Source organism: Burkholderia sp. AU30198, from assembly GCF_020419825.1.
GTDB lineage: Bacteria > Pseudomonadota > Gammaproteobacteria > Burkholderiales > Burkholderiaceae > Burkholderia.
Genome location: NZ_JAIZSA010000028.1, coordinates 61,713 through 87,353, shown reverse-complemented (window position 1 = coordinate 87,353; position 25,641 = coordinate 61,713). Strand labels below are relative to the sequence as shown.

The following is a 25,641-nucleotide window of genomic DNA, read 5'->3' as shown; positions in this document are numbered from 1 at the left end:
CTCTCCGTCTCTCCGTCTCTCCGTCTCTCCGTCTCTCCGTCTCTCCGTCTCTCCGTCTCTCCGTCTCTCCGTCTCTCCGTCTCTCCGTCTCTCCGTCTCTCCGTCTCTCCGTCTCTCCGTCTCTCCGCCTCTCCGTCTCTCCGTCTCTCCGCCTCTCCGCCTCTCCGCCTCTCCGCCTCTCCGCCTCTCCGCCTCTCCGCCTCTCCGCCTCTCCGTCTCGCCACACCGACGCCTGACCGCTTCGACGCTTCGATTCGCGGCGCACCCGCACCGCTCCCGCGCCGTCCCCGCCGCGCCACTATCCAGCGTCCCCAGCGCCAGCGCGCCCCCGCCGGCCGCCCCAACACCCGTTCCGTCGCGAACGCAGCCGTTTTTCGGTCAATTCGCCGCGTTCAGGCGCCTTTTTTCACGCGCCGTGCGCTTTGACGGTATGCTATTCGCCAGCCGCGCCGGCCCTGTCCGCTTCCGGGCCGCGCCCGCATCCCGTCACCCAGCAAAAAACACAAGCCACGTGGGAGATCCTATGCAGGTCAAGCTGTTCGCCGCGGCCACGCTCGCCGCCGCCCTCGCCGCCCCCGGCCTCGCCGCCGCCAAGCCGCTCACCGTGTGCACGGAATCGAGCCCGGACGGCTTCGACGTCGTGCAGTACAACTCGCTCGTCACGACCAATGCATCGGCCGACGTGATCTTCAACACGCTGGTGTCCTACGACGAAGCCGCGAAGAAAGTCGTGCCCGCGCTCGCCGACAAATGGGACGCGAGCGCCGACGGCCTCACCTACACGTTCCATCTGCGCCCGAACGTCGCATTCCAGACCACCGACACCTTCAAGCCGAGCCGCACGCTCGACGCGGACGACGTCGTGTTCACGTTCTCGCGGATGCTCGACGATTCGAACCCGTGGCACAAGGTGGCCGGCGCGAGCGGCTTCCCGCACGCGCAGTCGATGGGCCTCGTGAAGCTCGTGAAGTCGGTCACGAAAGTCGACGACAGCACGGTGAAGTTCGTGCTGAACGAGCCGAACGCGACGTTCGTGCCGATCCTGACGATGGGCTTCGCGTCGATCTACTCGGCCGAATACGCGGACCAGCTGCTGAAGGCCGGCAAGCAGGCCGACCTGAACGCGAAGCCGGTCGGCACCGGCCCGTTCGTGCTGAAGAGCTACACGAAGGACGCGCTGATCCGCTACGACGTGAATCCGACCTACTGGGGCACGAAGCCGAAGGTCGACCGGCTGATCTATGCAATCACGCCCGACCCGTCGGTGCGCCTGCAGAAGGTGAAGGCCGGCGAATGCCAGATCGCGCTGTCGCCTAAGCCGCAGGACGTGCTCGCCGCGAAGGGCGAAAGCGCGCTGAAGGTCGTGCAGACGCCCGCGTTCATGACTGCGTTCGTCGCACTGAACACGCAGAAAAAGCCGCTCGACAGCGACAAGGTGCGCGAGGCGCTGAACCTCGCGTTCGACCGCGCGACCTACCTGAAGGTCGTGTTCGACAACACCGCGACGGCCGCGAACAACCCGTATCCGCCGAACACGTGGAGCTACGCGAAGGACGTCGCGCCGTATGCGTACGATCCCGCGAAGGCGAAGCAGCTGCTCGCGCAGGCCGGCTTCCCGAACGGCTTCTCGACGACGATCTGGACGCGCCCGACCGGCAGCGTGCTGAACCCGAATCCGAAGGTCGGCGCGGAGCTGCTGCAGGCCGACCTCGCGAAGATCGGCGTGAAGGCCGAGGTCAAGGTGATCGAATGGGGCGAGCTGATCAAGCAGGCGAAGCTCGGCCAGCATGACATGCTGTTCATGGGCTGGGCCGGCGACAACGGCGATCCGGACAACTACCTGTCGCCGCTGTTCAGCTGCAACGCGGTGAAATCGGGCATCAACTTCGCGCGCTTCTGCGACGCGCAGCTCGACAAGCTGATCGCCGACGGCAAGTCGACCGCCGACCAGGCCAAGCGCGCGAAGCTGTACGAAGCGGCGCAGAAGATCATCCACGACCAGGCGCTGTGGATTCCGCTCGGCTATCCGACCGCGGCGGCGCTCACGCGTACGAACGTGAGCGGCTATCACGTGAGCCCGTTCGGACGGCAGAACTTCACGACCGTCGCCGTGCAGTAACGCGACCCTCGCGCGTGGCGCGCAAGCGACGGTGCGTCGGACCGTCGCTTGCGACCCGCGCGCCGCGCGCGCTACACTGCGCGCTCATTCCTCATACCGGACGCCAGCCAAAGTGAACAACTAAGCCTTCCAAAAATGTTTTCGCCGCCGTGCCACGCACGCCGCGCGCGAAGGTCTTCACGCATTTTCGGAGGTGCTTATGGCTGCTGCCACGCCCACCGGCGCGCTCATCGCGCTTCATCACGTTTCCTTCCGCTTCGACGACGGCGTCACGCTGTTCGATTCGCTCGACCTTTCCATCGATCGCACGCCGACCGGCATCGTCGGCCGCAACGGCATCGGCAAGAGCCAGCTCGCGCAACTGATCGCGGGGCGCTGCGCACCGAGTTCGGGGACGATCGACCGGCACACGCCAGTCGTCTACGTCGCGCAGCAGCACGACGACGGCGACGCGTCGGCCGACCCGCGAACCGTCGCGCAGATCGCCGCGCTCGACGCGCCGCTCGGCGCGCTCACGCGTCTCGCCGACGGCCGCGCGGAGCCGCACGACTTCGACCTGATCGGTGATCGCTGGGATCTCGCGGAGCGGCTGCGCACCGCACTCGACACGGCCGGCCTGCACGACGTACAACCCGACACGCCCGCGCAGGCACTGAGCGGCGGGCAGCTTGCGCGCGTCGCGCTGATCGGCGCACTGCTGTCCGGCGCGGGCCTGCTCGTGCTCGACGAACCGACCAACCATCTCGACACGCCGGGCCGCGCGTGGCTGCGCGCGGCGCTCGACGGTTGGCGCGGCGGCATCGTGATCGTGAGTCACGATCGTGCGCTGCTCGCGGACGTGCAGCGCATCGTCGAACTGACGCCACAAGCCGTGCGTTCGTACGGTGGCAACTACGCGCTCTACCGCGCGCAGCGCGACGCGGAACAGGATGCCGCGCAGTCGGCGCTCGACAACGCGCGTGCCGAACGTGGACGCGTCAGGCGCAGGCTCGAACAGGAGCACGACACGATCCAGCGCCACGCGGCTGCGTCGCTGCGCGACGCGAAGACGGCCAACCTGTCATCGATGGCAAAACAGAGCCGCAAGGGCGCGGCGCGCAGCATCATGGGCACGGTGCGGCGCCACCAGAATGAATTCAAGGCGACGCTCGACGAACGCGTGCAGGAAGCGGCTGCGCGCGTCGAAGCCGATGCGCCCGTGCTCGTGTCGCTGCCGGGCACCGAGGTCAGCGCACGCCGCCAACTGTTCACGCTCGAACGCGCACAACTGCCGTGGCGCATCGCCGACGCAGCCGACGCGATCACGTGGTCGGCGAGCGGCCCCGTGCGCATCGCGCTGACGGGCCCGAACGGCTGCGGCAAATCGACGTTGCTGCGAATGCTGGCGGGCGAGCTTTCGCAGCGTTCCGGCGAATGCACGACACACGTGAGCGCCGCGTATCTCGACCAGCGGCTCGCGCTGCTCGATCCCGAGCGTTCGATCGTCGAGCAACTGGGGCTGCTCGACACGCCGCTCGCCGAAGGCGACCTGCGCAGCCGTCTCGCGCTGCTGCAGCTCGACGCAACACGCGCGACGCAACCCGCACGGCAACTGAGCGGCGGCGAACGGCTGAAGGCCGCGCTCGCGTGCGCGTTGTGGCGCGGCACGCCCGCGCAACTGCTGCTGCTCGACGAGCCGACCAACCACCTCGATCTCGAATCGGTGCGGGCGATCGAAGCCGCACTGGCCGGCTTCCCCGGTGCGATCGTGGTCGCGTCGCACGACACCGCGTTTCTCGCGGCGCTCGACCCGACGCACACGATGCAATGGCATCGCGACGGGTGGCGCTACGAACCCGTCGCATGAGGAGCACGCGGCGGTGTCAGCCGGCGGTGCGGAACCGCAGCACGCCGTCGTCGCCCTGATCGCGCACGAGTTCGCCCGCGAGCCACAGCAGGTTCAGGTGCGCGAGCGCCTCGCCGAGCGCGAACGTCATCTGGTGGATGTCGAGCTCGCGGCGGCGGAACATGATCGGCACGATGTCGGCCGCGCTCATCGGCTGTTCCGCGCACGCGACGCGCACTTCGGCCAGGCGCGCGTCGTGGTGTTCGCGCAGTTGCGTGATGCGCGTGCGCACGCCGCGGAACGGCTTGCCGTGCGACGGCAGCACCAGCGTGTCGGGCGCCATCGTCTCGTAGCGGCCGAGCGACTGCAGGTATAGCGCGAGCGGGTTCGCTTCCGGCTCGAGGTCGAATACGGACACGTTCGTCGAGATGCGCGGCAGCACCATGTCGCCGGAGATCAGCACGCCGTCCGCTTCGCTGTGCAGCGCGCAATGCTCAGGCGAATGACCGAAGCCGGTCACGACACGCCACGTGCGCGCGCCGATCGTTACCGCGTCGCCTTCACGCAGGCGCCGGTAGCGCGGCGGCACGGCCGGCACGAGATCCGCGTAGTAGCTGCGGCGGTTGCGCAGCTTGTCGAGCGCGGCCGGATCGGTCAGCCCGTGGCGCGCGAAGTGATCGGCGGCGGCCGCGCCGCCCGCGTTCGAGCCGTTGCCGGCCGCCATCAGGCAGCCGAACATGTACTCGCCGAGCGTCATCCACAGCCGCACGTTCCAGCGGCCCTTGTCGCCGCCCTCGCACAGCCAGTTCGCGAGGCCGAAGTGATCGGGGTGGCAGTGCGTGACGAGCACGCGCAGCACGGGCAGGCCGTCGAGATGCGTGTCGAAGATCTGCTCCCAGTGCGTGCGGATCGCCTCCGACGCGATCCCGCAGTCGACGATCGTCCAGCCGGCCTGCCCGTCGATCTCGTCGCGCAGCAACCAGAGGTTGATGTGATCGAGCGAGAACGGCAGCGGCATGCGCAGCCAGCGCACGCCGGGCGCGACCTCGAACGTGTCGCCCGCGGCGGGCAGCGTGTCGGCGAAGGGATAGTCGAGTTGGTGTTCCAGTGCGTTCATCGGTGGGGCGTCTCGTCGTTATCGGTGCGGATGCGCGCCGGCGGCAGGCCGTGGCGGGCGGTGCGTCGATTCTATCGCCGTCCCGCGAAACGCGTGCCTGGCGGCGGCCGGCCCGTCAAAAAAAGTTCGTGCCAGAATCGGTTCCGTACCCGTATCTTTACGCGAAGATGCACCGATCGGCATCCAACGGCGGATAACCCGCCGCCTGCCGGCCGGCCGCGGATCGCCGCAAAGTCCTTGAACCGCCCGCTTGGGCGCTAAAATGGCGAGTGCTTACAGCCCCTCCCGAACGAGCCTGCACGCGATGAATCACTTCCCCAAACTGCTGTCCTCGCAGATCGGTTTCGACGTCGCGCAGACGATGCTCGAAAACTTCGACCGCCACTACCGGATCTTCCGCGAGGCGGCCCACGAAGCGAAGACGCTGTACGAGCACGGCGACTGGCACGGGCTGCAGCGGCTCGCACGCGAGCGGATCACGTCGTACGACGATCGCGTGAAGGAATGCGTCGAGGTGCTGGAAGACGAATACGACGCGGAGAACATCGACGACGAAGTGTGGCAGCAGATCAAGCTGCACTACATCGGCCTGCTCACGTCGCACCGCCAGCCCGAGTGCGCGGAGACCTTCTTCAATTCGGTGTGCTGCAAGATCCTGCACCGCTCGTACTTCAGCAACGATTTCATCTTCGTGCGCCCGGCGATCTCGACCGAGTATCTCGAGAACGACGAGCCGGCCGCGAAGCCGACCTACCGCGCGTACTATCCGGGCACCGACGGGCTCGCGGTCACGCTCGAGCGCATCGTCACGAACTTCCAGCTCGAACCGGCATTCGACGATCTCCCGCGCGACATCGCGTGCGTGATGCAGGCGATCCACGACGAATTCGGCCACTTCGACGAGGCGCCGAATTTCCAGATCCACGTGCTGTCGTCGCTGTTCTTCCGCAACAAGAGCGCATACATCGTCGGCCGCATCATCAACGCCGACCGCGTGCTGCCGTTCGCGGTGCCGATCCGCCACGTGCGCCCGGGCGTGCTCTCGCTCGACACCGTGCTGCTGCGCCGCGACCAGCTGATGATCATCTTCGGCTTCTCGCACTCGTATTTCCTCGTCGACATGGGCGTGCCGTCCGCGTATGTCGACTTCCTGTGCACGATCATGCCCGGCAAGCCGAAGGCGGAGATCTACACGTCGGTCGGCCTGCAGAAGCAGGGCAAGAACCTGTTCTATCGCGACCTGCTGCACCATCTGTCGCATTCGAGCGACCGCTTCATCATCGCGCCCGGGATCAAGGGCCTCGTGATGCTCGTGTTCACGCTGCCGTCGTTCCCGTACGTGTTCAAGATCATCAAGGATCACTTCCCGCCGCCGAAGGAAACGACGCGTGCGCAGATCATGGAGAAGTACCAGCTCGTGAAGCGCCACGACCGCCTCGGGCGGATGGCCGACACGCTCGAATATTCGAGCGTCGCGCTGCCGCTCGCGCGGCTCGACCACGCGCTCGTGCGCGAGCTGGAAAAGGAAGTGCCGTCGCTGCTCGAACACGAGGACGGCAATCTCGTGATCAAGCACCTGTACATCGAGCGCCGGATGACACCGCTCAACCTGTACCTGCAGAACGGCACCGACACCGACATCGAGCACGGCGTGAAGGAATACGGCAACGCGGTGAAGGAGCTGATGAAGGCGAACATCTTCCCTGGCGACATGCTGTACAAGAACTTCGGCGTCACGCGCCACGGCCGTGTCGTGTTCTACGACTACGACGAGATCGAGTACCTGACCGACTGCAACGTGCGCCGCGTGCCGCCGCCGCGCAACGAGGAAGACGAGCTGTCCGGCGAACCGTGGTATACCGTCGGCCCGCACGACATCTTTCCGGAGACCTACGGGCCGTTCCTGCTCGGCGACCCGCGCGTGCGCAACGTCTTCATGAAGCATCACGCGGACTTTTTCGACCCCGCGCTGTGGCAGGCCAGCAAGGACAAGCTGATCCAGGGCGAATTGCCCGACTTTTATCCGTACGACACCGCGCTGCGCTTTTGCCTGCGATACCCCGCGCGCTTCGGCGCGACGGACCAGAACGACGGCGCAGGTGACGCGCAGCGCGCCGCCTGACGCCTACTACACCGAACCGATCGCGACCCGATTTCCGCCAACGGAATCCACATCGATGAACACCCAAGACAATCCGCTTTCACACCTGTTCGACAACAACGACGCCTGGGTCAAGCACAAGCTCGAAGACGACCCGCAATTCTTCGCGCGTCTCGCCGACCAGCAGGCGCCGGAGTATCTGTGGATCGGCTGCTCGGATTCGCGCGTGCCCGCGAACGAAATCATCGGCCTGCCGCCCGGCGAAGTGTTCGTCCACCGCAATATCGCGAACGTGGTCGTGCACAGCGACCTGAACTGCCTGTCCGTGATCCAGTTCGCGGTCGACATCCTGCGCGTGAAGCACATCATGGTCGTCGGCCACTACGGCTGCTCGGGCGTGAACGCCGCACTGCTCAACCGCCGTGTCGGCCTCGCCGACAACTGGCTGCATCACGTGCAGGACGTGCGCGAGCGCCACGCGACGCTGCTCGACGAATGGCCGGTGGGCGAAGCGCGCTATCGCCGCCTGATCGAGCTGAACGCGATCGAGCAGGTCGTCAACGTGTGCCGCACGACGATCGTCAACGACGCGTGGGCGCGCGGCCAGTCGCTCACCGTGCACGGGCTCGTGTACGGCGTGCACGACGGCCGGATGCGCAACCTCGGGATGGCCGTGTCGAACTTCGAAGCGCTCGGCGAGACCTACACGCGCTGCGTGGCCGCACTCACCGCCGGCGGCGAGCATGCACCGGCCAACGACATGATCGCGGCAGACGCCGCGCGGCTCGAAGGCGTCGCCCAGGCTGTCGCCGCCACGCTGAAGCCGTGCGACGACGCGAAGTAACACCGCTGGCTGCGCGACGGCAGCGGCGCCGGCGCGCAGCCGCGCGCCCCATCGAACGGATCTGATCCCGGCGCCGCCGCCACGGCGGCGCCAAGCACAGGAGCGACGGGCATGAAAACCGCATTGATCGTCGGCGCATCGCGCGGCCTCGGCCGCGAATTCGTCCGGCAATACCGGCGCGACGGCTGGAACGTGATCGCCACCGCGCGCGACGACGCGTCGCTCGACGCGCTGCGCGCGCTCGGCGCGCAGGCGCATGCGCTCGACATCACGCAGCCCGAGCAGATCGCGGCGCTCGGCTGGAAGCTCGACGGCGAGCGGCTCGATACCGCCGTGCTGGTGTCGGGTGTGTACGGGCCGCGCACCGAGGGCGTCGAGACGATCACCGCCGAGGATTTCGACGCGGTGATGCATACGAACGTGCGCGGGCCGATGCAGTTGCTGCCGATCGTGCTGCCGCTCGTCGAGGACGCGCGCGGCGTGCTGGCCGTCGTGTCGAGCCGGATGGGCAGCATCGCCGAGGCGACCGGCACGACCGGCTGGCTGTACCGCGCGAGCAAGGCCGCGCTGAACGATGCGCTGCGCATCGCGTCGCTGCAGACGCGCCACGCCGCGTGCATTTCGCTCCACCCCGGCTGGGTGCGCACCGACATGGGCGGCGCGCAGGCCGCGATCGATCCGGAAACCAGCGTGACCGGCATGCGCCGCGTGATCGCCGAATCCGGCGCGGACGTGTCGCAGGCAAACGGCCGTTTCTTCCAGTACGACGGTATCGAGCTGAGCTGGTAGGCAGCCGACAACCTTGCGTCGTTAATTCCCGTTTCGCATGATTCTGAACCGACCTGACGCGTGCCCGTGCGGCGGCGCGTCCCCCGCTCCTGCCGGCAAAGCGCCGGCGCCCCGCTATGCGGCCTGCTGCGGCCGCTTCATCGACGGCGGCGAAGCCGCGCCGACCGCGCTCGAGTTGATGCGTTCGCGGTACAGCGCGTACGTGCTCGGCGCGACCGACTACCTGCGCGCGACCTGGGCCGCGCGCACCTGCCCGCCCGATCTCGACACCGACCCCGAAGCGCCCGACGCGCCGCGCTGGCTCGGGCTCGCGGTCAAACGCCATGCGCCGCTCGACGAACGGCACGCGGAGGTCGAATTCGTGGCCCGCTACAAGGTCGGCGGACGCGCTCACCGGCTCCATGAGACGAGCCGCTTCGAGCGCGACGAGCACGGTTTCTGGCGCTACGTCGACGGTGAAGTAAGTGAACGTTGACAAATAGTTGCTGTGTCAGACGCCGGGTAATTCCCGCATTGCACAACCCGAATTTGTCGGGCTACGATGACCTCGAATTGGTCATGTTGCATGGCAGGGCTTACGAATGGCGTTCAGCAAGGTATTGGTGGGATGGATGGCGGCCTGTGTGCTGTCGGCCGCTCAGGCCGGTACACTGCCGAGCGCAAATACGGGGTCGGGTACTGGCGCCAGCGGGTCGCTCGCCCACGCCGAACGCTTCGACTACAGCGATTCGAACCTGCCGCAGGTCGCCGCCGACCTGAACGAACAGATCCTCCGCATTCCGGCCGACGCATCGGGCTCCGTCACGCTCGAGGCAACGCTCTTCAAGCCGAACGGCCCCGGCCCGTTCCCGCTCGTCGTCTTCAACCACGGCAAGAACACCGGCGATCTTCATCAGCAGCCGCGCAGCCGGCCGCTCGCGTTCGCACGCGAATTCGTGCGCCGCGGCTATGCGGTGATCGCGCCGAACCGCCAGGGCTTCGCAGGTTCGGATGGCACGTACCAGCAGGAAGGCTGCAACGTCGGCAAGAACGGGCTCGCGCAGGCGGCTGACGTCGACGCGACGGTGCGCTACATGTCGCACCAGTCGTATGTCGACGCGTCGCGCATCGTCGTCGCCGGCACGTCGCACGGCGGCCTCGTATCGGTCGCGTATGGCACCGAAGCCGCACCGGGCGTGCGCGGCATCATCAACTTCTCCGGCGGGCTGCGCCAGGACCTCTGCGACGGCTGGCAGAAAAACCTCGTCGACGCGTTCGACCAGTACGGCGCGCACACGGCCGTGCGGTCGCTGTGGCTGTACGGCGACAACGATTCGGTCTGGACGCCCGGGCTCGTCGCGCAGATGCACGACGCGTACGTCTCGCACGGCACGCAGGCCCGGTTCATCGATTTCGGCCGCTACAAGGACGACGCGCACCGTCTGATCGTCGACCGCGACGGCGTGCCCGTGTGGTGGCCGGCCGTCAACGCGTTCCTCGCGCAACTGAACCTGCCGACGTCGGTGCGTTACGCGGTCGCGAACCCGCACGAGCCGAAGGCGAGCGGCTATGCGTCGATCGACTCGGTCAACGCCGTGCCGTATGTCGACGAAGCCGGCCGTGAAGGCTATCGCCGCTTCCTGAACCAGCATCCGAGCCGCGCGTTCGCGGTGTCGTCGGAAGGCGCATGGTCGTGGGCCGAAGGCGGCGACGACCCGATGGCGCTCGCGCTCGACAACTGCGCAAAGCAGGGCGCGGGTTCGTGCCGGCTGTATGCGGTCAACGACCGGGTCGTGTGGAACAACGCGACGCAGACGGCCGACGACGACAGCACCGCACGCGACACCAGTACGCCGGCGCTGGCTTCGCGTTGACGAGCGGCGGCCTGCGCCGCCGTTTTTCGTTTTCCTCCCCCTTTTTTCATCGCTTCGCCGACGCGTGACACGCAGCGTTCGCGGCGGATGTCGCGCACGCGACACGCGCGGCGTGCCGGCGTGAACGCACCACCTTGCCGCGCCACGCTCGGGTGCCCCTCGTCACCGCTGGCAGTCAGGCTCGTTCCGATCGCATGGGGGGCCACATCGTCCCGCCCCGCCCTTTCCCCCTTCGCGCCCCGATTTTTCACCCCGCCGCCTCGCCCGACCCATGATTTTTTTCAGTTGGGGGGTCTCACTCGAACGTCGTCATCTGCGGTCTTTTCTGGACATCTGGACCGTACCGTCCCGAGCCGCCCCGATCTGCGCCGAACTCCCGTCCGACAAGGCTTTGCGGCGTTTGTAACCGGTAGTGCAACGGGTCGCGGAACACGCTAATCTCAGCGCGTTTCGTGTCCCGCCGCGCGGCATCCCGTCGATGCCGCGCAGCCGTTTTATCCCCCGGAGCCGCCTTGAGTACGCCAGCCAACGACGACTGGGTCGCGCGCAGCCTGCGCGCGGTCTGGCATCCCTGCACCCAGATGAAGCATCACGAGCGCCTGCCGCTCATCCCCGTCGCGCGCGGCGCGGGACTGTGGCTGTACGACCGTGACGGCCGCCGCTACTTCGATGCGATCAGCTCGTGGTGGGTCAACCTGTTCGGCCATGCGAACCCGGACATCAACGCGGCGCTGAAAGACCAGCTCGACACGCTCGAGCACGCGATGCTCGCCGGCTGCACGCACGAGCCCGCGATCGAGCTCGCGGAGCGGCTGCACGCGCTCACCGCGCGCACGCTCGGCCATGCGTTCTTCGCGTCGGACGGCGCGTCGGCGGTCGAGATCGCGCTGAAGATGAGCTTCCACGCGTGGCGCAACCGCGGCCGCGCGAACAAGCAGGAATTCGTCTGTGTCGCGAACAGCTATCACGGCGAGACGATGGGCGCGCTCGGCGTGACCGACGTCGCGCTGTTCAAGGACGCGTACGACCCGCTGATCCGCCACGCGCATGTCGTCGCCTCCCCCGACGCGCGCGGCGCGCTGCCGGGCGAAACGGCCGCCGACGTCGCGGGCCGCGCGCTCGCGGACGTTCGGCGCCTGTTCGTCGAACGCGGCGACCGGATCGCCGCGCTGATCGTCGAGCCGCTCGTGCAGTGCGCGGCCGGCATGGCGATGCACGATCCGTCGTACGTGCGCGGGCTGCGCGCGCTGTGCGACGAATTCGGCGTGCACCTGATCGCCGACGAGATCGCGGTCGGCTGCGGCCGCACCGGCACCTTCTTCGCGTGCGAGCAGGCCGGCGTCTGGCCCGATTTCCTGTGCCTGTCGAAAGGCATCAGCGGCGGCTACCTGCCGCTGTCGCTCGTGCTCACGCGCGACGACGTGTTCGCGGCGTTCTACGACGACGACACGACGCGCGGCTTCCTGCACTCGCATTCGTACACCGGCAACACGCTCGCGTGCCGCGCGGCGGTTGCGACGCTCGACCTGTTCGCACGCGACGACGTGCTCGCGAACAACGCCCGCAAATCGGCGACGCTGCGCGCGGCGCTCGCGCCGCTCGACACGCACCCGCAGGTACGCCACCTGCGCGAGCGCGGCACGCTGTTCGCGTTCGACGTCGCGCTCGACGGCGACGCGGCGCGCGGCTTCTCGCGTCGCTTCTTCGAACGCGCGCTGGAACGCGAGCTGCTGCTGCGCCCGATCGGCACGACCGTGTACCTGATGCCGCCGTACGTGATGAGCGACAACGACATCGCGTGGCTCGCGCAATGCACGCGCGACACGCTCGATGCCACGCTGGAGGAAATCGCACGATGACCAACCCTCTGCTCGATACCCTGCAACGCGGCCTCGCCGATCTCGACGCGCAAGGGCTGCGCCGCGTGCGCCGCACCGCCGACACCGCGTGCGACGCACGCATGACCGTCGACGGCCGCGAGATCGTCGGCTTCGCGAGCAACGACTATCTCGGCCTCGCCGCGCATCCGGCGCTCGTCGCCGCGTTCGCCGAAGGCGCGCAGCGCTACGGCTCCGGCAGCGGCGGCTCGCACCTGCTCGGCGGCCATTCGCGTGCGCACGCGACGCTCGAAGAAGAACTCGCGGCCTTCTCGGGCGGCTTCTCCGACGCACCGCGCGCGCTGTACTTCAGCACCGGCTACATGGCGAACCTCGCCGCAATGACGGCACTGACCGGCAAGGGCGCGACGATCTTCTCCGACGCGCTGAACCACGCGTCGCTGATCGACGGCATGCGGCTGTCGCGCGCGAACGTCCAGGTCTATCCGCATGCGGATACGGCCGCGCTCGCCGCGCTGCTCGACGCATCCGATGCCGAAACGAAGCTGATCGTCAGCGACACCGTGTTCAGCATGGACGGCGACCTCGCGCCGCTCGCCGAACTCGTCGCGCTGGCCGAACGCCACGGCGCGTGGCTCGTCGTCGACGACGCGCATGGCTTCGGCGTGCTCGGCCCGCAGGGCCGCGGCGCGCTCGCGGCCGCCGCGCTGCGTTCGCCGCATCTCGTGTACGTCGGCACGCTCGGCAAGGCCGCCGGCGTCGCGGGCGCATTCGTGATCGCGCACGAGACCGTGATCGAATGGATGATCCAGCGCGCGCGCAGCTACATCTTCACGACGGCCGCGCCGCCGGCCGTCGCGCACGCGGTATCGGCCAGCCTCAAAGTGATCGCGGGCGACGAAGGCGACGCGCGCCGCGCGCATCTCGCCGCGCTGATCGAGCGCACGCGCGCGCTGCTGCACAAGACGCGCTGGCAGCCGGTCGATTCGCACACGGCCGTGCAGCCGCTCGTGATCGGCAGCAACGACGCGACGCTCGCGGCGATGCGCGCGCTCGACGCGCACGGCCTGTGGGTGCCCGCGATCCGGCCGCCGACGGTGCCCGTCGGCACGTCGCGGCTGCGCGTGTCGCTGTCGGCCGCGCATTCGTTCGACGATCTCGCGCGGCTCGAAGCCGCGCTGATCGAAGCCAGCGACGCGGCTGCAGCCTCCGTTGACGCGGCCCCGCGGGAGACTGCGGCATGACCGCCCCGCTCTCGCTGTTCGTCACCGGCACCGACACCGAAATCGGCAAGACCTTCGTGTCGGCCGCGCTGCTGCACGGCTTCGCGCGGCACGGCCTGCGCGCCGCCGCGCTGAAGCCCGTAGCGGCCGGCGCGTATGAACGCGACGGCGTGTGGCGCAACGAAGACGCCGACCAGCTCGACGCGGCCGCCAACGTCGTGCTGCCGCCCGAGCTGCGCACGCCGTTCCTGCTGAAAGCACCGGCCGCGCCGCATATCGTCGCCGCGCAGGAAGGCGTGACGCTCGACATCGACACGATCGTCGCGTGCCATCGCGAAGCGCTGACGCGCGCGGAGATCGTCGTCGTCGAAGGCGCCGGCGGCTTTCGCGTGCCGATGAACGACACGCAGGACATGGCCGATCTCGCGGTCGCGCTCGGCGTGCCGGTCGTGCTCGTGGTCGGCGTGCGGCTCGGCTGCATCAGCCATGCGCTGCTCACCGCCGACGCGATCGCCGCGCGCGGCCTCAAGTTCGCCGGCTGGGTCGCGAACCACGTCGACCCGGCGATGTCGTTCCCCGACGAGAACGTCGCGACGATGCGCGACTGGCTCGCCCGCGAGCACGGCGCACCGCTGCTCGGCCGCATTCCGCACATGAGCCCGGCCACCCCCGAATCCGCCGCGGCGATGCTCGACATCGCCGCGCTCGTCGATACGCTGCGCGCCGCGCAGCATTGACCCACCAGAACCCGATCCCCCGATCCCTCATCCCCGTCCAGGACAGGAAAACGATATGACCCAAGCCCAGACCGCCACCGTGCAACCCGATGCGATTCCCGTGGCCGCTCCGGCCTCGCAGCGCTGGCGCGTCGCCGACGTCGTCGCGCTGTTCGAGCTGCCGTTCAACGACCTGATCTTCCGCGCGCAGCAGGTGCACCGCGAACACTTCGACGCGAACGCGGTGCAGCTGTCGACGCTGCTGTCGATCAAGACGGGCGGCTGCGAGGAAGATTGCGGCTACTGCTCGCAGTCGTCGCACCACGACACGGGCCTGAAGGCCGAGAAGCTGATGGACGTCGACGCGGTGCTCGACGCCGCGCGTGCCGCGAAGGCGAACGGCGCAAGCCGCTTCTGCATGGGCGCCGCGTGGCGCAACCCGAAGGAGCGCCACATGCCGGCGCTGACCGAGATGGTGCGCGGCGTGAAGGAACTCGGCCTCGAGACCTGCATGACGCTCGGCATGCTGGAAGACGAACAGGCGCAGGAACTCGCGAACGCGGGCCTCGACTACTACAACCACAACCTCGACACGTCGCCGGAGTTCTACGGCCAGGTGATCTCGACCCGCACCTACCAGGACCGCCTCGACACGCTCGATCGCGTGCGTGACGCAGGCATCAACGTGTGCTGCGGCGGCATCATCGGGATGGGCGAATCGCGCCGCGAACGCGCGGGCCTGATCTCGCAGCTCGCGAACCTGAACCCGTATCCGGATTCGGTGCCGATCAACAACCTCGTCGCGATCGAAGGCACGCCGCTCGAAGGCACCGCGGCGCTCGACCCGTTCGAATTCGTGCGCACGATCGCGGTTGCGCGCATCACGATGCCGAAGGCCGTCGTGCGCCTGTCGGCCGGCCGCGAGCAGCTCGACGACGGCCTGCAGGCGATGTGCTTCCTCGCCGGCGCGAACTCGATGTTCTACGGCGACCAGCTGCTGACGACGAGCAACCCGCAGTCGCAGAAGGACCGTGCGCTGTTCGAGCGCCTCGGTATCCGCTCGAGCGACGCGGACGCGATGTCGGCGAACGCGTAAGCGCAACGCCCGGCGAATTCGTTCGTCACATGAAAAAGCCGGGATACGTCCCGGCTTTTTTTCGTGCATGTGCCGCGCACTCAGCCCGCGCCGCCCAGCGCGCGCGGCTCCATGAACGTGTGCCGGAAATAGTCGCGCACCGCGTGCATCGCGGGGCTCAACTCGATGTCCTTGCGCCATGCGAGGCCGACGCTCATCGGCGGCACCGGGTCGCGCAGCACGATCGTCTCGATGCGCCGCCCTTCGAGCGACCACGGGCGGTACACCATGTCGGACAGGATCGCGACGCCGCTGCCGTTCGCGACCATGCTACGCACCGCCTCGACCGACGACGTGCGCAGGATCACGTTCGGCCGATACGGCGTCTCGTTCCAGTAGCGCAGCGCCGTCTGCCCGGCCTCGTCGACCGTCAGCATCACGAACGGCTCGCGCGCGACCTCCGCGAACGTGACGCTCTCGTGCCTGAGCAGCGGGTGATGCGCACCGACCCACAGCCGCCGCACCGAGTGGATCACCGGCTCCAGCACGAGCGCCGAATTCGACACGTTCGACGTGAGCAGCACGGCCATGTCGTAGCGGCCCGCGATCAGCCCCTCCTCGATCGACTCGCGGTTCAGCTCGTGCAGGTGGATCGTCAGCCGCGGGTACAGCGTGTTCAGGCGCAGCACGTGATGCGGCAGGAAGTAGCCGAGCACCGTGTAGCTCGCGGCGATCGCGAGCGTACCGGTCAGCGTGCTTTCGAGGTTCGGGATCCGCATCGCCTCGTCGACCGACGACAGGATCGTGTACGCGTGATTCAGGAAGCGCCGCCCCGTGTCGGTGAGCGTCACGCCCGACGGCGTGCGCAGGAACAGCTGCGTGCCGAGGCTGTCCTCCAGTTCCTTGATCGCGCTCGTCACGGCCGACTGCGAAATCGTGAGCTGGATCGCGGCCTGCGAGATCTGGCCGAGCTCGGCGGTCGCTACGAAATACTTGAGCTGTCTGAGGGTCAGGGCCATGGTCGGTGAGAAATCAGATGGGCACGCGATAAACATCATAACAACCGTGCCGCGCCCATGAACCCGACCTCGTGGAAACCCTGCCATCCCTGTTCCGGCGGCCCTCGGCGGCCGTCGTCCGGGATATCGAAAAAATCGATACGCCTGCATATAAAAATAGAACTTTTTTGACGCAACCCACGCGGCTAACCTGCGTTCAACACGGTTTCGGCGTGCGCCACGACGCACGCGAACCGGAGAACCTGGAGGAGCACACCGTATGAGAAAGCACAGCGTCGACCTGAACTCCGACATGGGAGAAGGCTTCGGCCCGTGGACGATCGGCGACGGCGTCGACGAGCAGATCATGCCGCTCATCAGCTCGGCGAACATCGCCACCGGCTTTCACGCCGGCGACCCGAACATCATGGCGCGCACCGTGCAGCTTGCGCGCGACGCCGGTGTCGGCATCGGCGCGCACCCGGGCTTTCGCGATCTCGTCGGCTTCGGCCGCCGCACGATCGCCGAAACGCCGCAGGCGCTCGTCAACGACATCCTGTACCAGCTCGGTGCGCTGCGCGAGTTCGCACGCCTGAATGGCGTCAGCCTGCAGCACGTGAAGCCGCACGGCGCGCTCTACATGCACGCGGCGGCCGACGAGGCGTTCTCGCGGCTGCTGATCGAAACGCTGCAGCGCGTCGATCCGGGCCTGTGGCTGTACTGCATGGAAGCGTCGGTCACGCACCGCGTCGCCGTCGAGTACGGGCAGCCGGTCATCCGCGAGTTCTACGCGGATCGCGACTACGACCGCAGCGGCTCGATCGTGTTCACGCGCCGCGTCGGCCGCCTCGACCCGCGCCAGGTCGCCGACAAGGTGTTGCGCGCGTGCATCGACGGCAAGGTGCGCACGATCGACGGCGACGACATCGATATCGATTTCGATTCGGTCTGCATCCACAGCGACACGCCGGGCGCGCTCGACCTCGTGCGCGAAACGCGCCACGCGCTGATCCGCGAAGGTATCCGGACCGCCGGGCCGCAACCGCTCGCCGCCCATCACTGATTCAAGGAGACACACGATGGCATTGCACGAAATCGTCAGCCCGCTGCCGGGCACCTTCTACCGGCGTCCGTCGCCCGATGCGGACTACTACGTCGCACTCGACGCGACGGTCGCCGCCGGCGCGGTGGTCGGCCTCGTCGAGGTGATGAAGCAGTTCACCGAGATCGAAGCCGATGCGGGAGGGCGCGTGGTCGAGCTGCTCGTCGACGACGGCGAGCCGGTCGACGCGGGCCAGGTGCTGATGCGGATCGAGGGGTGATGCGATGAAACCGGAAACTTCCCCCGACACGTTCTACCGCCCGTCGCGAATCCGGACCGTGCTGGTCGCGAACCGCGGCGAGATCGCAGTACGCGTGATCCGCGCGGCGCGCGAACTCGGCATGCGCGCAGTCGCCGTGGTCAGCGACGCGGACCGCGACAGCCTCGCCGCGCGCATGGCCGACGAAGCCATCCACATCGGCTCGTCGCACGCGGCAAAAAGCTACCTGAATCCCGCCGCGATCCTCGACGCCGCGCGGCAGTGCGGCGCGGACGCGATCCATCCCGGCTACGGCTTCCTGTCCGAGAACGCGGCTTTCGCCGCGCAGGTGGAAGCGGCCGGCCTGATCTTCGTCGGCCCGGACTCGCAGGTGATCGCCACGATGGGCGACAAGGCCCGCGCTCGCGAAACCGCGCGACGCGCCAACGTGCCGACCGTGCCCGGCAGCGACGGCGTCGTGCAATCGCTCGACGAAGCGCGGGACGTCGCCGCGCGCATCGGCTACCCGATCATGATCAAGGCGGCCGCCGGCGGCGGCGGACGCGGCATCCGCGTCGCGCACGACGCCGCGCAGCTCGACGCCGAGCTGCCGCTCGCGCAGCGCGAGGCCCAGGCGGCCTTCGGCGACGGCGGCGTGTACCTCGAACGCTTCATCGCGCGGGCGCGCCACATCGAGGTGCAGGTGCTCGGCGACGGCCGCAACGTCGTCCACCTGTTCGAGCGCGAATGCTCGCTGCAGCGGCGGCGCCAGAAAATCCTCGAGGAGGCGCCCTCGCCTTCGCTCACGCCCGCGCAACGCGACGCGCTGTGCGCGTCGGCCACGCGCCTCGCGCAAGAGGTCGGCTATCGCAGCGCAGGCACGCTCGAATACCTGTTCGACGACGCGCGCGGCGAGTTCTACTTCATCGAGATGAATACGCGCATCCAGGTCGAGCATCCGGTGACCGAGGCGATCACCGGCATCGATCTCGTGCGCGAGACGCTGCGCATCGCCGACGGCGAGCCGCTGCGCTTCGCGCAGCAGGACATCGCGATGCGCGGCGCGGCGCTCGAATGCCGGATCAACGCGGAAGATCCGCTGCAGGATTTCCGACCGAACCCCGGCCGGATCGACGAACTCGTGTGGCCGACCGGCCCGGGCGTGCGCGTCGATTCGCTGCTCTATCCGGGCTACGTCGTGCCGCCGTTCTACGATTCGCTGCTCGCTAAGCTGATCGTGCACGACGAGAGCCGCGCGGCCGCGCTGCGACGCCTGGCGCGTGCGCTCGGCGAGCTGCATGTCGGCGGCCTGAAGACGACCGCACCGCTGCACGTCGCGTTGCTCGCTGACGACGACGTGCGCGCCGGGCGCTATCACACGAATTTCCTCGAAGCGTGGATGCCGCAGTGGCGCGAGGCCGCAACAGCCGCCATGCAACGACACGCAGCCGAAAACGCAGCCGAAAACGCAGACGCCGTGCGCGTCGGGGAGGCGATATGACGACCCGTTATACGTTCGGCGGCGACGAGTTCGTGTTCGTCGAAATCAGCGAATCGATGTCGCTCGATGCGTTCTTCAAGGGCACGGCGATCACGCGCGAACTGCAGCGCCGCGCGGTGCCGGGCATCACCGAGATCTGTCCGGCGAATGCGTCCTACCAGGTGCGCTACGACCCGGACGTGATCGAGCCGGACGCGCTCGTCGCGCTGTTGAAGACGATCGAGGCCGAGGTCGGTGACGCGCCGCTCGAACTCGATACGCGCATCGTCGAGGTGCCGGTGCTCTACAACGACCCGTGGACGCACGAGACGCTGATGCGGTTTCGCGAACGCCACCAGGATCCGTCGTCGACCGATCTCGAATACGCGGCGCGCATCAACGGCAAGCGCGACGTCGACGCATTCATCGCCGCGCACTCGGGTTCGCCGTGGTTCGTGTCGATGGTCGGCTTCGTCGCGGGCCTGCCGTTCATGTACCAGATGGTCGAGCGCGAACGCCAGCTCGAAGTGCCGAAGTACCTGCGGCCGCGCACCGACACGCCGAAGCTCACCGTGGGCCACGGCGGCTGTTTCGGTTGCATCTACTCGGTGCGCGGCGCGGGCGGCTACCAGATGTTCGGCGTGACGCCGGCGCCGATCTTCGATCCCGAGCAGCGGCTCGACTACCTGCGCGAGTTCATGGTGTTCTTCCGGCCCGGCGACATCGTGAAATTCCAGCCGATCGATCGCGATGCGTACGACGCGGCAGTGGCGGCCGTCGAAGCCGGCACCTTCTCGCTGCGCGTACGCCCCGTGAAATTCTCGCTCGACGCGTTCCTGCGCGATCCCGATGCGGTCAACCGCTCTCTCGTCGAGGTGCTGCATGCAAACTGACGCGCACAACCTGATCGAGGTCGTGAAACCCGGCCTCGCGACATCGGTCCAGGACATGGGCCGGCAAGGCTATTACCACGTGGGGATTCCGCCGTCGGGCTCGCTCGACCAGTACGCATCGCGCGCGGCAAACCTGCTGGTCGGCAATCCCGAGGAAGCGGCCGTGCTCGAATGCACGCTGCTCGGCCCCGAGCTGATGTTCCATACGGATGCGCTGATCGCCGTCACCGGTGCCGAGATGACGCCGAAGATCGACGGTGTCGGGCAGCGCTGCAACGTTGCGCTGCGGATCCGCGCGGGCAGCGTGCTGTCGTTCAGTTACGTGAAGGCCGGCGCGCGCGCATATCTCGCCGTCGCGGGCGGCATCGACGTGCCGGTCGTGCTCGGCAGCCGCTCGACCTATGCGCTCGGCGCGATCGGCGGCCATGCGGGCCGACGCCTGCAGAAGGGCGACCGTCTGCCGATCGGTGCCCCCGTTGGCACGCACCGCGAAGGGCGCGAGCTGCCGGCGGCCGTGAGCCGGCCGCTCGACAACCAGGTCGAGTTGCGCGTACTGACGGGCCTGTACCACTACCGGCTTACCGACGAATCGGCGCACACCTTCTTCGACGACGAATGGACGGTCGCGCCCGAAGCCGACCGCATCGGCTACCGCTACAAGAACGGCCGCGCGCTGCAGTTCCGGCCACGCGAGCAGCCGTTCGGCGCGGGCGCCGATCCGTCGAACATCGTCGATGCGTGCTACCCGATCGGCTCGATCCAGGTGCCGGCCGGGCTCGAGCCGATCATCCTGCACCGCGACGCGGTGTCGGGCGGCGGCTACGCGACGATCGGCACGGTCATCAGCGCCGACATGGACCTGATCGGCCAGATGCAGCCCAACCACCGCGCGCGCTTCATTCGCGTGACGATGGCCGACGCGCTCGCCGCGCGCCGCGAGTACCAGCGACGCCTCGCGCTGCTGCGCGCCGTGCTGCGGGACTGAGCACCGGGCGCCCGGCGCGCGTACCGGGCGCCTGACGACCCCTCGTTCCTGTTCCGCGTTCGTTTCCCGCCCGCGCGGCCGTGCGCCGCGCGGCGGGGACGCTTGCGCGCTGTTTCCGTACCTGCCGAACCGGTTGCCCGCCCGACGTCGGGGCAACCCTGCGGATCGCATGTGCCGCGGCCGAGACGTCGTACGCAGTTTCTGCTCATCAAGGAGCACGATCATGGCCAACCTGGCTCAGGCCCGCCCCGACGAGGATCTCGACCTGTCGACGCTCGCCGTTCCCGACCACGCGCGCATGCCGCCCTTTTCGCTGACGATGGCGTGGTGGGCCGTGTGCAGCGCAGTGTTCTACATCGTCGTGGGTGCCACGCTCGCGCTCACCTACGGCGCGCGCAACGCGCTGATCGGAATGGCGTTGTCGGTCGTGTCGTACGGCCTCGTCAACACGATCATCAGCCGCTATGCGATCCGCACGGGGCTCTCGGTCGCGCTGTTCTCGCGCGTGCTGTTCGGCAGCGCGGGCGCGGCGCTCGCGACACTGATCTTCTTCGCCACGGCGATCTACTACGCGGTGTTCGAAGGCTCGGTGATCGCGGTTGCCGCGCATCACCAGTTTCCCGGGCTCGACTACAAATGGGCCGCGCTGATCGTCGTCTGCTACAGCGTGCCGCTCGTGTTCGGCAGCGTGCAGCACTGGCTCGACAAGTTCAACGGCGTGCTGCTGCCGTTCTACCTGCTCGGGCTGCTCGCGGCGGTCGGGCTCGCGACGGCCGAACACGGCTACAACACGGCCTGGCTCGATTTCGGCCCGACGGGCGCCGTGCCGGCCGGCGGCTGGTGGCACTGCTTCGTCTACTACATGGGCGTGTGGGTGCTGATGATGTTCACGTTCGACTACGCACGCTTCGGCCGCAAGGAAGACGCCGGTTATCACGGCCGCTTCAACTTCGGGATGCCGTTCTACCTCGTCACGTTTCTCGTCAACGGCGCAGCCGGCATCTATCTCGTCAGCACGATTCCGGGGCTCGGTACGCTCTCGGAAGTATCGGTCGTGCTCGCGCTGCTGAAGCTGATGGGGGTGTGGGGCTTGCTGTTCGTATGGGTCACGCAATCCCGCATCAACACCGCGAACTACTACCTCGCTACCGTCAACATGCAGGCGTTTTTCCTGAAGTTGGCCGGCCTGCGCGCGCCGAAATTCGTGTGGGCGCTCGTGGTCGGCGCGGTCGTCTATGCGCTGATGATGGCGGACATCTTCTCGCGGATCCTGCAGGCACTCGCGTACCAAGGCATCTTCGTCGTCGCATGGGTCGGCGTCGCGCTCGCGCACATCCTGTCCGACCGGTACGGGCAGCTCGTCGGCGACGACGTCGAATGCCGCGACGCCCATGTGCCGACCTTCAACCCGGGCGGGCTGACCGCGTGGTTCGCCGGCGCGTTCGTTGGACTCGCGCTGAACCAGGCAACGGGGTTTGCCGCGTCGCTGTCGGCGCCCGCGACGTTCGTCGTGTCGTGGGTGGTCTATCGCGCGCTGCTGGGCACGGCCAAGCGGACCTGGTTCGTCCGCAATACGTGACGGCGCGCCCGCGCGCCGCCGCGCATCATCCGATCGTCTGCACCGCGTTGCCGTGCGCGTCGCGAATCACGGTCTTCTCGACCCGCCAGCGCACACCGTCGAGCCCGTCGACCGCATACTCGCCGGCGCGCGGCTGCAACGTGCGTGCCAGCGCCTGCACCGTCGCGTCGGTGAGCCGCAGCGTCAGCGTGCCGTCCTCGTCGGTCACACCATTCGCATCGCCGTGCACGAACCGCACCGCGCCATTGTGACCAACCAGGCGAAACGGCCGGTCGAACGGCAACCGCAGCGGCAGCAGCGTGACGAGTTCGTCGACCTGCCGTGCGCCGACGGTGATCTCGATCACGGGCGCGCGCAGCAGCCGCTTGCGCGTTTCCCATCCGAGCACATCGGTGAACAGCGAGCCGCTCGACGAGCCGTCGCGCCGGGTGCCCTCGTCGACCTGCGCGCGCACGTCCGCGCGCTCGAGCAGCGACGCGCGGCCGAGATCGGTCACCCACAGCGGCATATGCGGCAGCAGCGTGTCGAGCAGCGCGCGCGTGCGCCAGCGCTTCGCGGCGCGCTCCTCGTCGATCGTCAACCCGACGATCTGCAGGAACGCCAGACTGCCGTGCGGCGTATCGATCGCCGGCAGCTCCGGATCGAACGCGAAACCCATCGAGCAGAGCTTCGTATCGGTATCGAGCGCAATCGGGCCGTTGGCCGTCATCCAGTGACCGTCATCGAACGCGTTGCCGCTCTGGAACACGTAGCGCGCGAGGTTCTGCAGGAAGCTGAACACCCAGTTCGGTGGCTCTTCGTCGGCGGCGCCGCATGCGACGCGCATCGTCAGCTCGAAGCCGAAGCCACTGACGGCCGGATCGTCCGACTCCTTCGCATACAGCTCGGAGAGCCCGTACGTGACGAAATGCCAGTGCGGCACGGGTGCCGCGCGCTTCCACACACTGATCCCGTCGAGCGGATCGCGGCCGCCGAACCGCCACTTGAGCAGCGTGGCGTAGTGCTTCGGCTCCTGCCCCGGATAGACGCGCGCGAGCGCGCCGTCGATCGCGTCCCAGCCCGGCGCGCTGTCGTCGGCTGTGCCGTCCTGCGTGTCGTGTGATGCGTCCGTCATGTGCTCCTCCGTTCCGAATGGCGTCCCGGTGTGCCGTATCGACGCGTACGGCCGCCGTACGGCGTGTGTGTCACACGTGTGCCGCCGCGCCGTCGATCGCCGCGCGCACGCGCTCGACGAGTGGTTGATCGACCGGTGCCAGCACCTCGCCGCGCGGCCGCACGCCCGAACCGAAATGCACCGCACGCACGCCGGTGGCGCGGACGAAATCGCCGACTGCATCGATCGTGAGCCCCGAGCCCGCCAGCACCGTGCAGGTCGAGCCGGCGGCCTGCCGCACCAGCCGCGTGATCGTCGCGACCGCGTCGAGCACCGACGGATGGCCGCCCGACGTCAGCACCGACGTGACGGCCGGCACGCGCAGCAGCGCGTCGAATGCGGCGTTGAGGTCGCGCGACACGTCGAACGCGCGGTGGAAAGTTAGCGCGCGGCCGTCCGCCGCGGCCGCGATGCGGGCCAGTGCGTCGAGATCGACGTCGCCGCGTGCATCGAGCGCACCGAACACGACACCGTTCGCACCGGCCGCGACGGCCGCGCGCACGTCGCGTTCGATCACGCGCAAGTCATCGGCGTCGTACACGAACGACCGGCTGTGCGGTCGCACGATCACGTTGACGGGAATCGGCACGGCGGCCACGACGGCTTCGATCAGGCCGACGCTCGGCGTCAGCCCGCCTTCGGTGATCGCGGTCACCAGTTCGAGGCGGTCTGCGCCTGCGCGGGCGGCGGCTTTCGCGTCGCCGACGGTCGTGGCGATCACTTCGAGGAGGACGGAAGAGGCGGCGTTTCGGATCATGGGCGGCCCGCGAATCGTCAGGACAATTCGCGCATCCTAGCCGAGCCGCGTGACGGACGCCAGCGTGCCGGCCGCCGCGCCTTCAGCCGCCCCCGTCGGTCGCGCCGTCAGCCGCGCCGCGCGAGCCACACGCCGACGAGCGCGGACAGGCCCGTCACCACGGCGCCGGGCGCGAACCGGAACATCCGCGCGTTCATGTCCACGCCCTGCTGCTGCATCACCTCGACGAGTCCCGGCGCCAACAGCAGCGTCACCCAGCCGATCATCCCGAACGCGGTGGTTGCGGTCGCGATGAGGAGCGCGATGCCCGCGCCGCGCGCGCGTGGCCGGAATGCGCCGGCAAACGCGCCCACGGCCAGGAGCACGGCCGACAACACGCACAGCACGGTGACGAACACGAGCATCGTCCCCGTATGGCCGAGCTTCAGGAACGCCATCGTCTGCGCGGTGATCACGCACATGCCCGCGATCGTAAACAGCACGATCGCCAGCGCGTTGCGCACGACGCTCATGCGTTCGCCTGGAAATACGCGGTCGCGGGGCGCCGGAACATCAGGTAGACGAACAGCGCGAACAGCAGGACGCCAGGAATCAGCACCGCGTACATCGACGCCGGCATGTTGATGAACGAGAACGCGAAGCTGAACACGGATATCGCGATGTAGGTCTTGCGCGACCATTCGCGGCCCTTGAGGATCGCGATGCCGACCACGACGTTCACGACTTCGAGGATCACGCTGATGCCGAGCGTCGCCCAGACGGGTAGCAGGTAGTGTGACAGCAGCGCCTGGGTGGTCGGCATGCCGATCGTGAAAGGCGTATAGATGCACGTGATCGCGTTGGTCACGATGATGATCCACGCGAGAATGGTCAGCGAAATCGGTCTTTTCATTGTGTTTTCCTTGTTATTCGCCGCCATGGTGGCCCCCGGGACGGCGCGCTCGCGGTCACGATGGCCGCGGTCGGGCCATTGTCGGGGAAGCGCGTGGCGAACG

The 25,641-nt window shown here is 68.1% G+C and carries 23 protein-coding genes; 17 read left to right on the top strand and 6 right to left on the bottom strand.

Going from position 1 to position 25,641, the window contains the following annotated elements:
* Window positions 1–523: 523 nt before the first annotated feature.
* Both LGN19_RS37150 and LGN19_RS37145 read left to right on the top strand, forming a co-directional pair.
* Window positions 524–2,119, top strand: coding sequence for an ABC transporter substrate-binding protein (locus LGN19_RS37150; protein ID WP_174961714.1), 1,596 nt, complete (start codon window positions 524–526; stop codon window positions 2,117–2,119).
* A gap of 199 nt (window positions 2,120–2,318) precedes the next feature.
* Window positions 2,319–3,965 carry an ABC-F family ATP-binding cassette domain-containing protein gene (locus tag LGN19_RS37145; protein ID WP_226219984.1) on the top strand — a complete coding sequence of 549 codons (1,647 nt, stop codon included), beginning with the start codon at window positions 2,319–2,321 and terminating at the stop codon, window positions 3,963–3,965.
* Window positions 3,966–3,981: 16 nt separating this feature from the next.
* Here the strand turns inward: LGN19_RS37145 and LGN19_RS37140 are convergent, their stop codons facing one another.
* Window positions 3,982–5,061, bottom strand: a complete 1,080-nt coding sequence (locus LGN19_RS37140) for an MBL fold metallo-hydrolase (protein ID WP_226219983.1) — start codon at window positions 5,059–5,061, stop codon at window positions 3,982–3,984.
* A gap of 304 nt (window positions 5,062–5,365) precedes the next feature.
* Between LGN19_RS37140 and aceK the strand changes: the two genes are divergently transcribed.
* The 9 genes from aceK (at window position 5,366) to bioB (ending at window position 15,521) form a co-directional block, all read left to right on the top strand.
* Complete coding sequence (gene aceK / locus LGN19_RS37135) at window positions 5,366–7,183, top strand: bifunctional isocitrate dehydrogenase kinase/phosphatase (protein ID WP_226219982.1); 1,818 nt, start codon at window positions 5,366–5,368, stop codon at window positions 7,181–7,183.
* Window positions 7,184–7,238: 55 nt separating this feature from the next.
* Window positions 7,239–8,006, top strand: coding sequence for a carbonate dehydratase (can, locus tag LGN19_RS37130; RefSeq protein WP_226219981.1), 768 nt, complete (start codon window positions 7,239–7,241; stop codon window positions 8,004–8,006).
* A 111-nt stretch (window positions 8,007–8,117) separates the two neighbouring features.
* Window positions 8,118–8,795: an SDR family oxidoreductase gene (locus LGN19_RS37125; RefSeq protein ID WP_122946386.1), complete on the top strand. Its 678-nt coding sequence runs from the start codon at window positions 8,118–8,120 to the stop codon at window positions 8,793–8,795.
* Window positions 8,796–8,832: 37 nt separating this feature from the next.
* Window positions 8,833–9,270 (top strand): YchJ family protein, encoded by a 438-nt coding sequence (locus tag LGN19_RS37120; protein WP_226219980.1) that lies wholly within the window; start codon window positions 8,833–8,835, stop codon window positions 9,268–9,270.
* A 106-nt stretch (window positions 9,271–9,376) separates the two neighbouring features.
* Complete coding sequence (locus LGN19_RS37115; RefSeq protein WP_226219979.1) at window positions 9,377–10,648, top strand: dienelactone hydrolase family protein; 1,272 nt, start codon at window positions 9,377–9,379, stop codon at window positions 10,646–10,648.
* Between the two features lie 512 nt (window positions 10,649–11,160).
* A complete protein-coding gene (gene bioA / locus LGN19_RS37110; protein ID WP_226219978.1) occupies window positions 11,161–12,507 on the top strand; it encodes an adenosylmethionine--8-amino-7-oxononanoate transaminase in 1,347 nt (448 codons plus the stop codon).
* A complete protein-coding gene (gene bioF, locus LGN19_RS37105) occupies window positions 12,504–13,730 on the top strand; it encodes an 8-amino-7-oxononanoate synthase (RefSeq protein ID WP_175223266.1) in 1,227 nt (408 codons plus the stop codon). The genes bioA and bioF overlap by 4 nt, the downstream gene beginning before the upstream one ends.
* Window positions 13,727–14,446, top strand: a complete 720-nt coding sequence (gene bioD / locus LGN19_RS37100) for a dethiobiotin synthase (protein ID WP_226219977.1) — start codon at window positions 13,727–13,729, stop codon at window positions 14,444–14,446. Before bioF ends, bioD begins: the two co-directional genes overlap by 4 nt.
* 55 nt (window positions 14,447–14,501) lie before the next feature.
* On the top strand, window positions 14,502–15,521 hold the full coding sequence (bioB, locus tag LGN19_RS37095; RefSeq protein WP_175025483.1) for a biotin synthase BioB: 1,020 nt from the start codon (window positions 14,502–14,504) through the stop codon (window positions 15,519–15,521).
* An 80-nt stretch (window positions 15,522–15,601) separates the two neighbouring features.
* On the opposite strand, the gene LGN19_RS37090 is transcribed toward bioB, so the two are convergent.
* Window positions 15,602–16,519 (bottom strand): LysR family transcriptional regulator, encoded by a 918-nt coding sequence (locus LGN19_RS37090; protein ID WP_226219976.1) that lies wholly within the window; start codon window positions 16,517–16,519, stop codon window positions 15,602–15,604.
* A gap of 259 nt (window positions 16,520–16,778) precedes the next feature.
* On the opposite strand from LGN19_RS37090, the gene LGN19_RS37085 reads away from it, so the two are divergent.
* The 6 genes from LGN19_RS37085 (at window position 16,779) to LGN19_RS37060 (ending at window position 22,736) form a co-directional block, all read left to right on the top strand.
* Entirely contained in the window at window positions 16,779–17,561 is a 783-nt protein-coding gene (locus LGN19_RS37085) for a 5-oxoprolinase subunit PxpA (protein WP_226219975.1), read from the top strand.
* A 16-nt stretch (window positions 17,562–17,577) separates the two neighbouring features.
* The gene (locus LGN19_RS37080) at window positions 17,578–17,820 is read left to right on the top strand and encodes an acetyl-CoA carboxylase (RefSeq protein WP_226219974.1); all 243 of its coding nucleotides are present in this window, start codon (window positions 17,578–17,580) and stop codon (window positions 17,818–17,820) included.
* A 4-nt stretch (window positions 17,821–17,824) separates the two neighbouring features.
* Complete coding sequence (locus LGN19_RS37075; protein WP_226219973.1) at window positions 17,825–19,300, top strand: acetyl-CoA carboxylase biotin carboxylase subunit; 1,476 nt, start codon at window positions 17,825–17,827, stop codon at window positions 19,298–19,300.
* A complete protein-coding gene (locus LGN19_RS37070) occupies window positions 19,297–20,172 on the top strand; it encodes a 5-oxoprolinase subunit B family protein (RefSeq protein WP_175034569.1) in 876 nt (291 codons plus the stop codon). Before LGN19_RS37075 ends, LGN19_RS37070 begins: the two co-directional genes overlap by 4 nt.
* On the top strand, window positions 20,162–21,157 hold the full coding sequence (locus LGN19_RS37065) for a biotin-dependent carboxyltransferase family protein (RefSeq protein WP_226219972.1): 996 nt from the start codon (window positions 20,162–20,164) through the stop codon (window positions 21,155–21,157). The genes LGN19_RS37070 and LGN19_RS37065 overlap by 11 nt, the downstream gene beginning before the upstream one ends.
* Window positions 21,158–21,380: 223 nt before the next feature.
* Window positions 21,381–22,736 (top strand): purine-cytosine permease family protein, encoded by a 1,356-nt coding sequence (locus tag LGN19_RS37060; protein WP_226219971.1) that lies wholly within the window; start codon window positions 21,381–21,383, stop codon window positions 22,734–22,736.
* A 25-nt stretch (window positions 22,737–22,761) separates the two neighbouring features.
* On the opposite strand, the gene LGN19_RS37055 is transcribed toward LGN19_RS37060, so the two are convergent.
* The 4 genes from LGN19_RS37055 to LGN19_RS37040 all read right to left on the bottom strand — a co-directional run bounded on the left by LGN19_RS37055 (window position 22,762) and on the right by LGN19_RS37040 (window position 25,538).
* A complete protein-coding gene (locus LGN19_RS37055; RefSeq protein WP_226219970.1) occupies window positions 22,762–23,850 on the bottom strand; it encodes a suppressor of fused domain protein in 1,089 nt (362 codons plus the stop codon).
* A 70-nt stretch (window positions 23,851–23,920) separates the two neighbouring features.
* Complete coding sequence (locus tag LGN19_RS37050; protein ID WP_122946395.1) at window positions 23,921–24,646, bottom strand: copper homeostasis protein CutC; 726 nt, start codon at window positions 24,644–24,646, stop codon at window positions 23,921–23,923.
* A gap of 107 nt (window positions 24,647–24,753) precedes the next feature.
* Entirely contained in the window at window positions 24,754–25,158 is a 405-nt protein-coding gene (locus LGN19_RS37045; protein ID WP_174961734.1) for a hypothetical protein, read from the bottom strand.
* On the bottom strand, window positions 25,155–25,538 hold the full coding sequence (locus LGN19_RS37040) for a hypothetical protein (protein WP_174961736.1): 384 nt from the start codon (window positions 25,536–25,538) through the stop codon (window positions 25,155–25,157). The genes LGN19_RS37045 and LGN19_RS37040 overlap by 4 nt, the downstream gene beginning before the upstream one ends.
* Window positions 25,539–25,641: the final 103 nt, after the last annotated feature.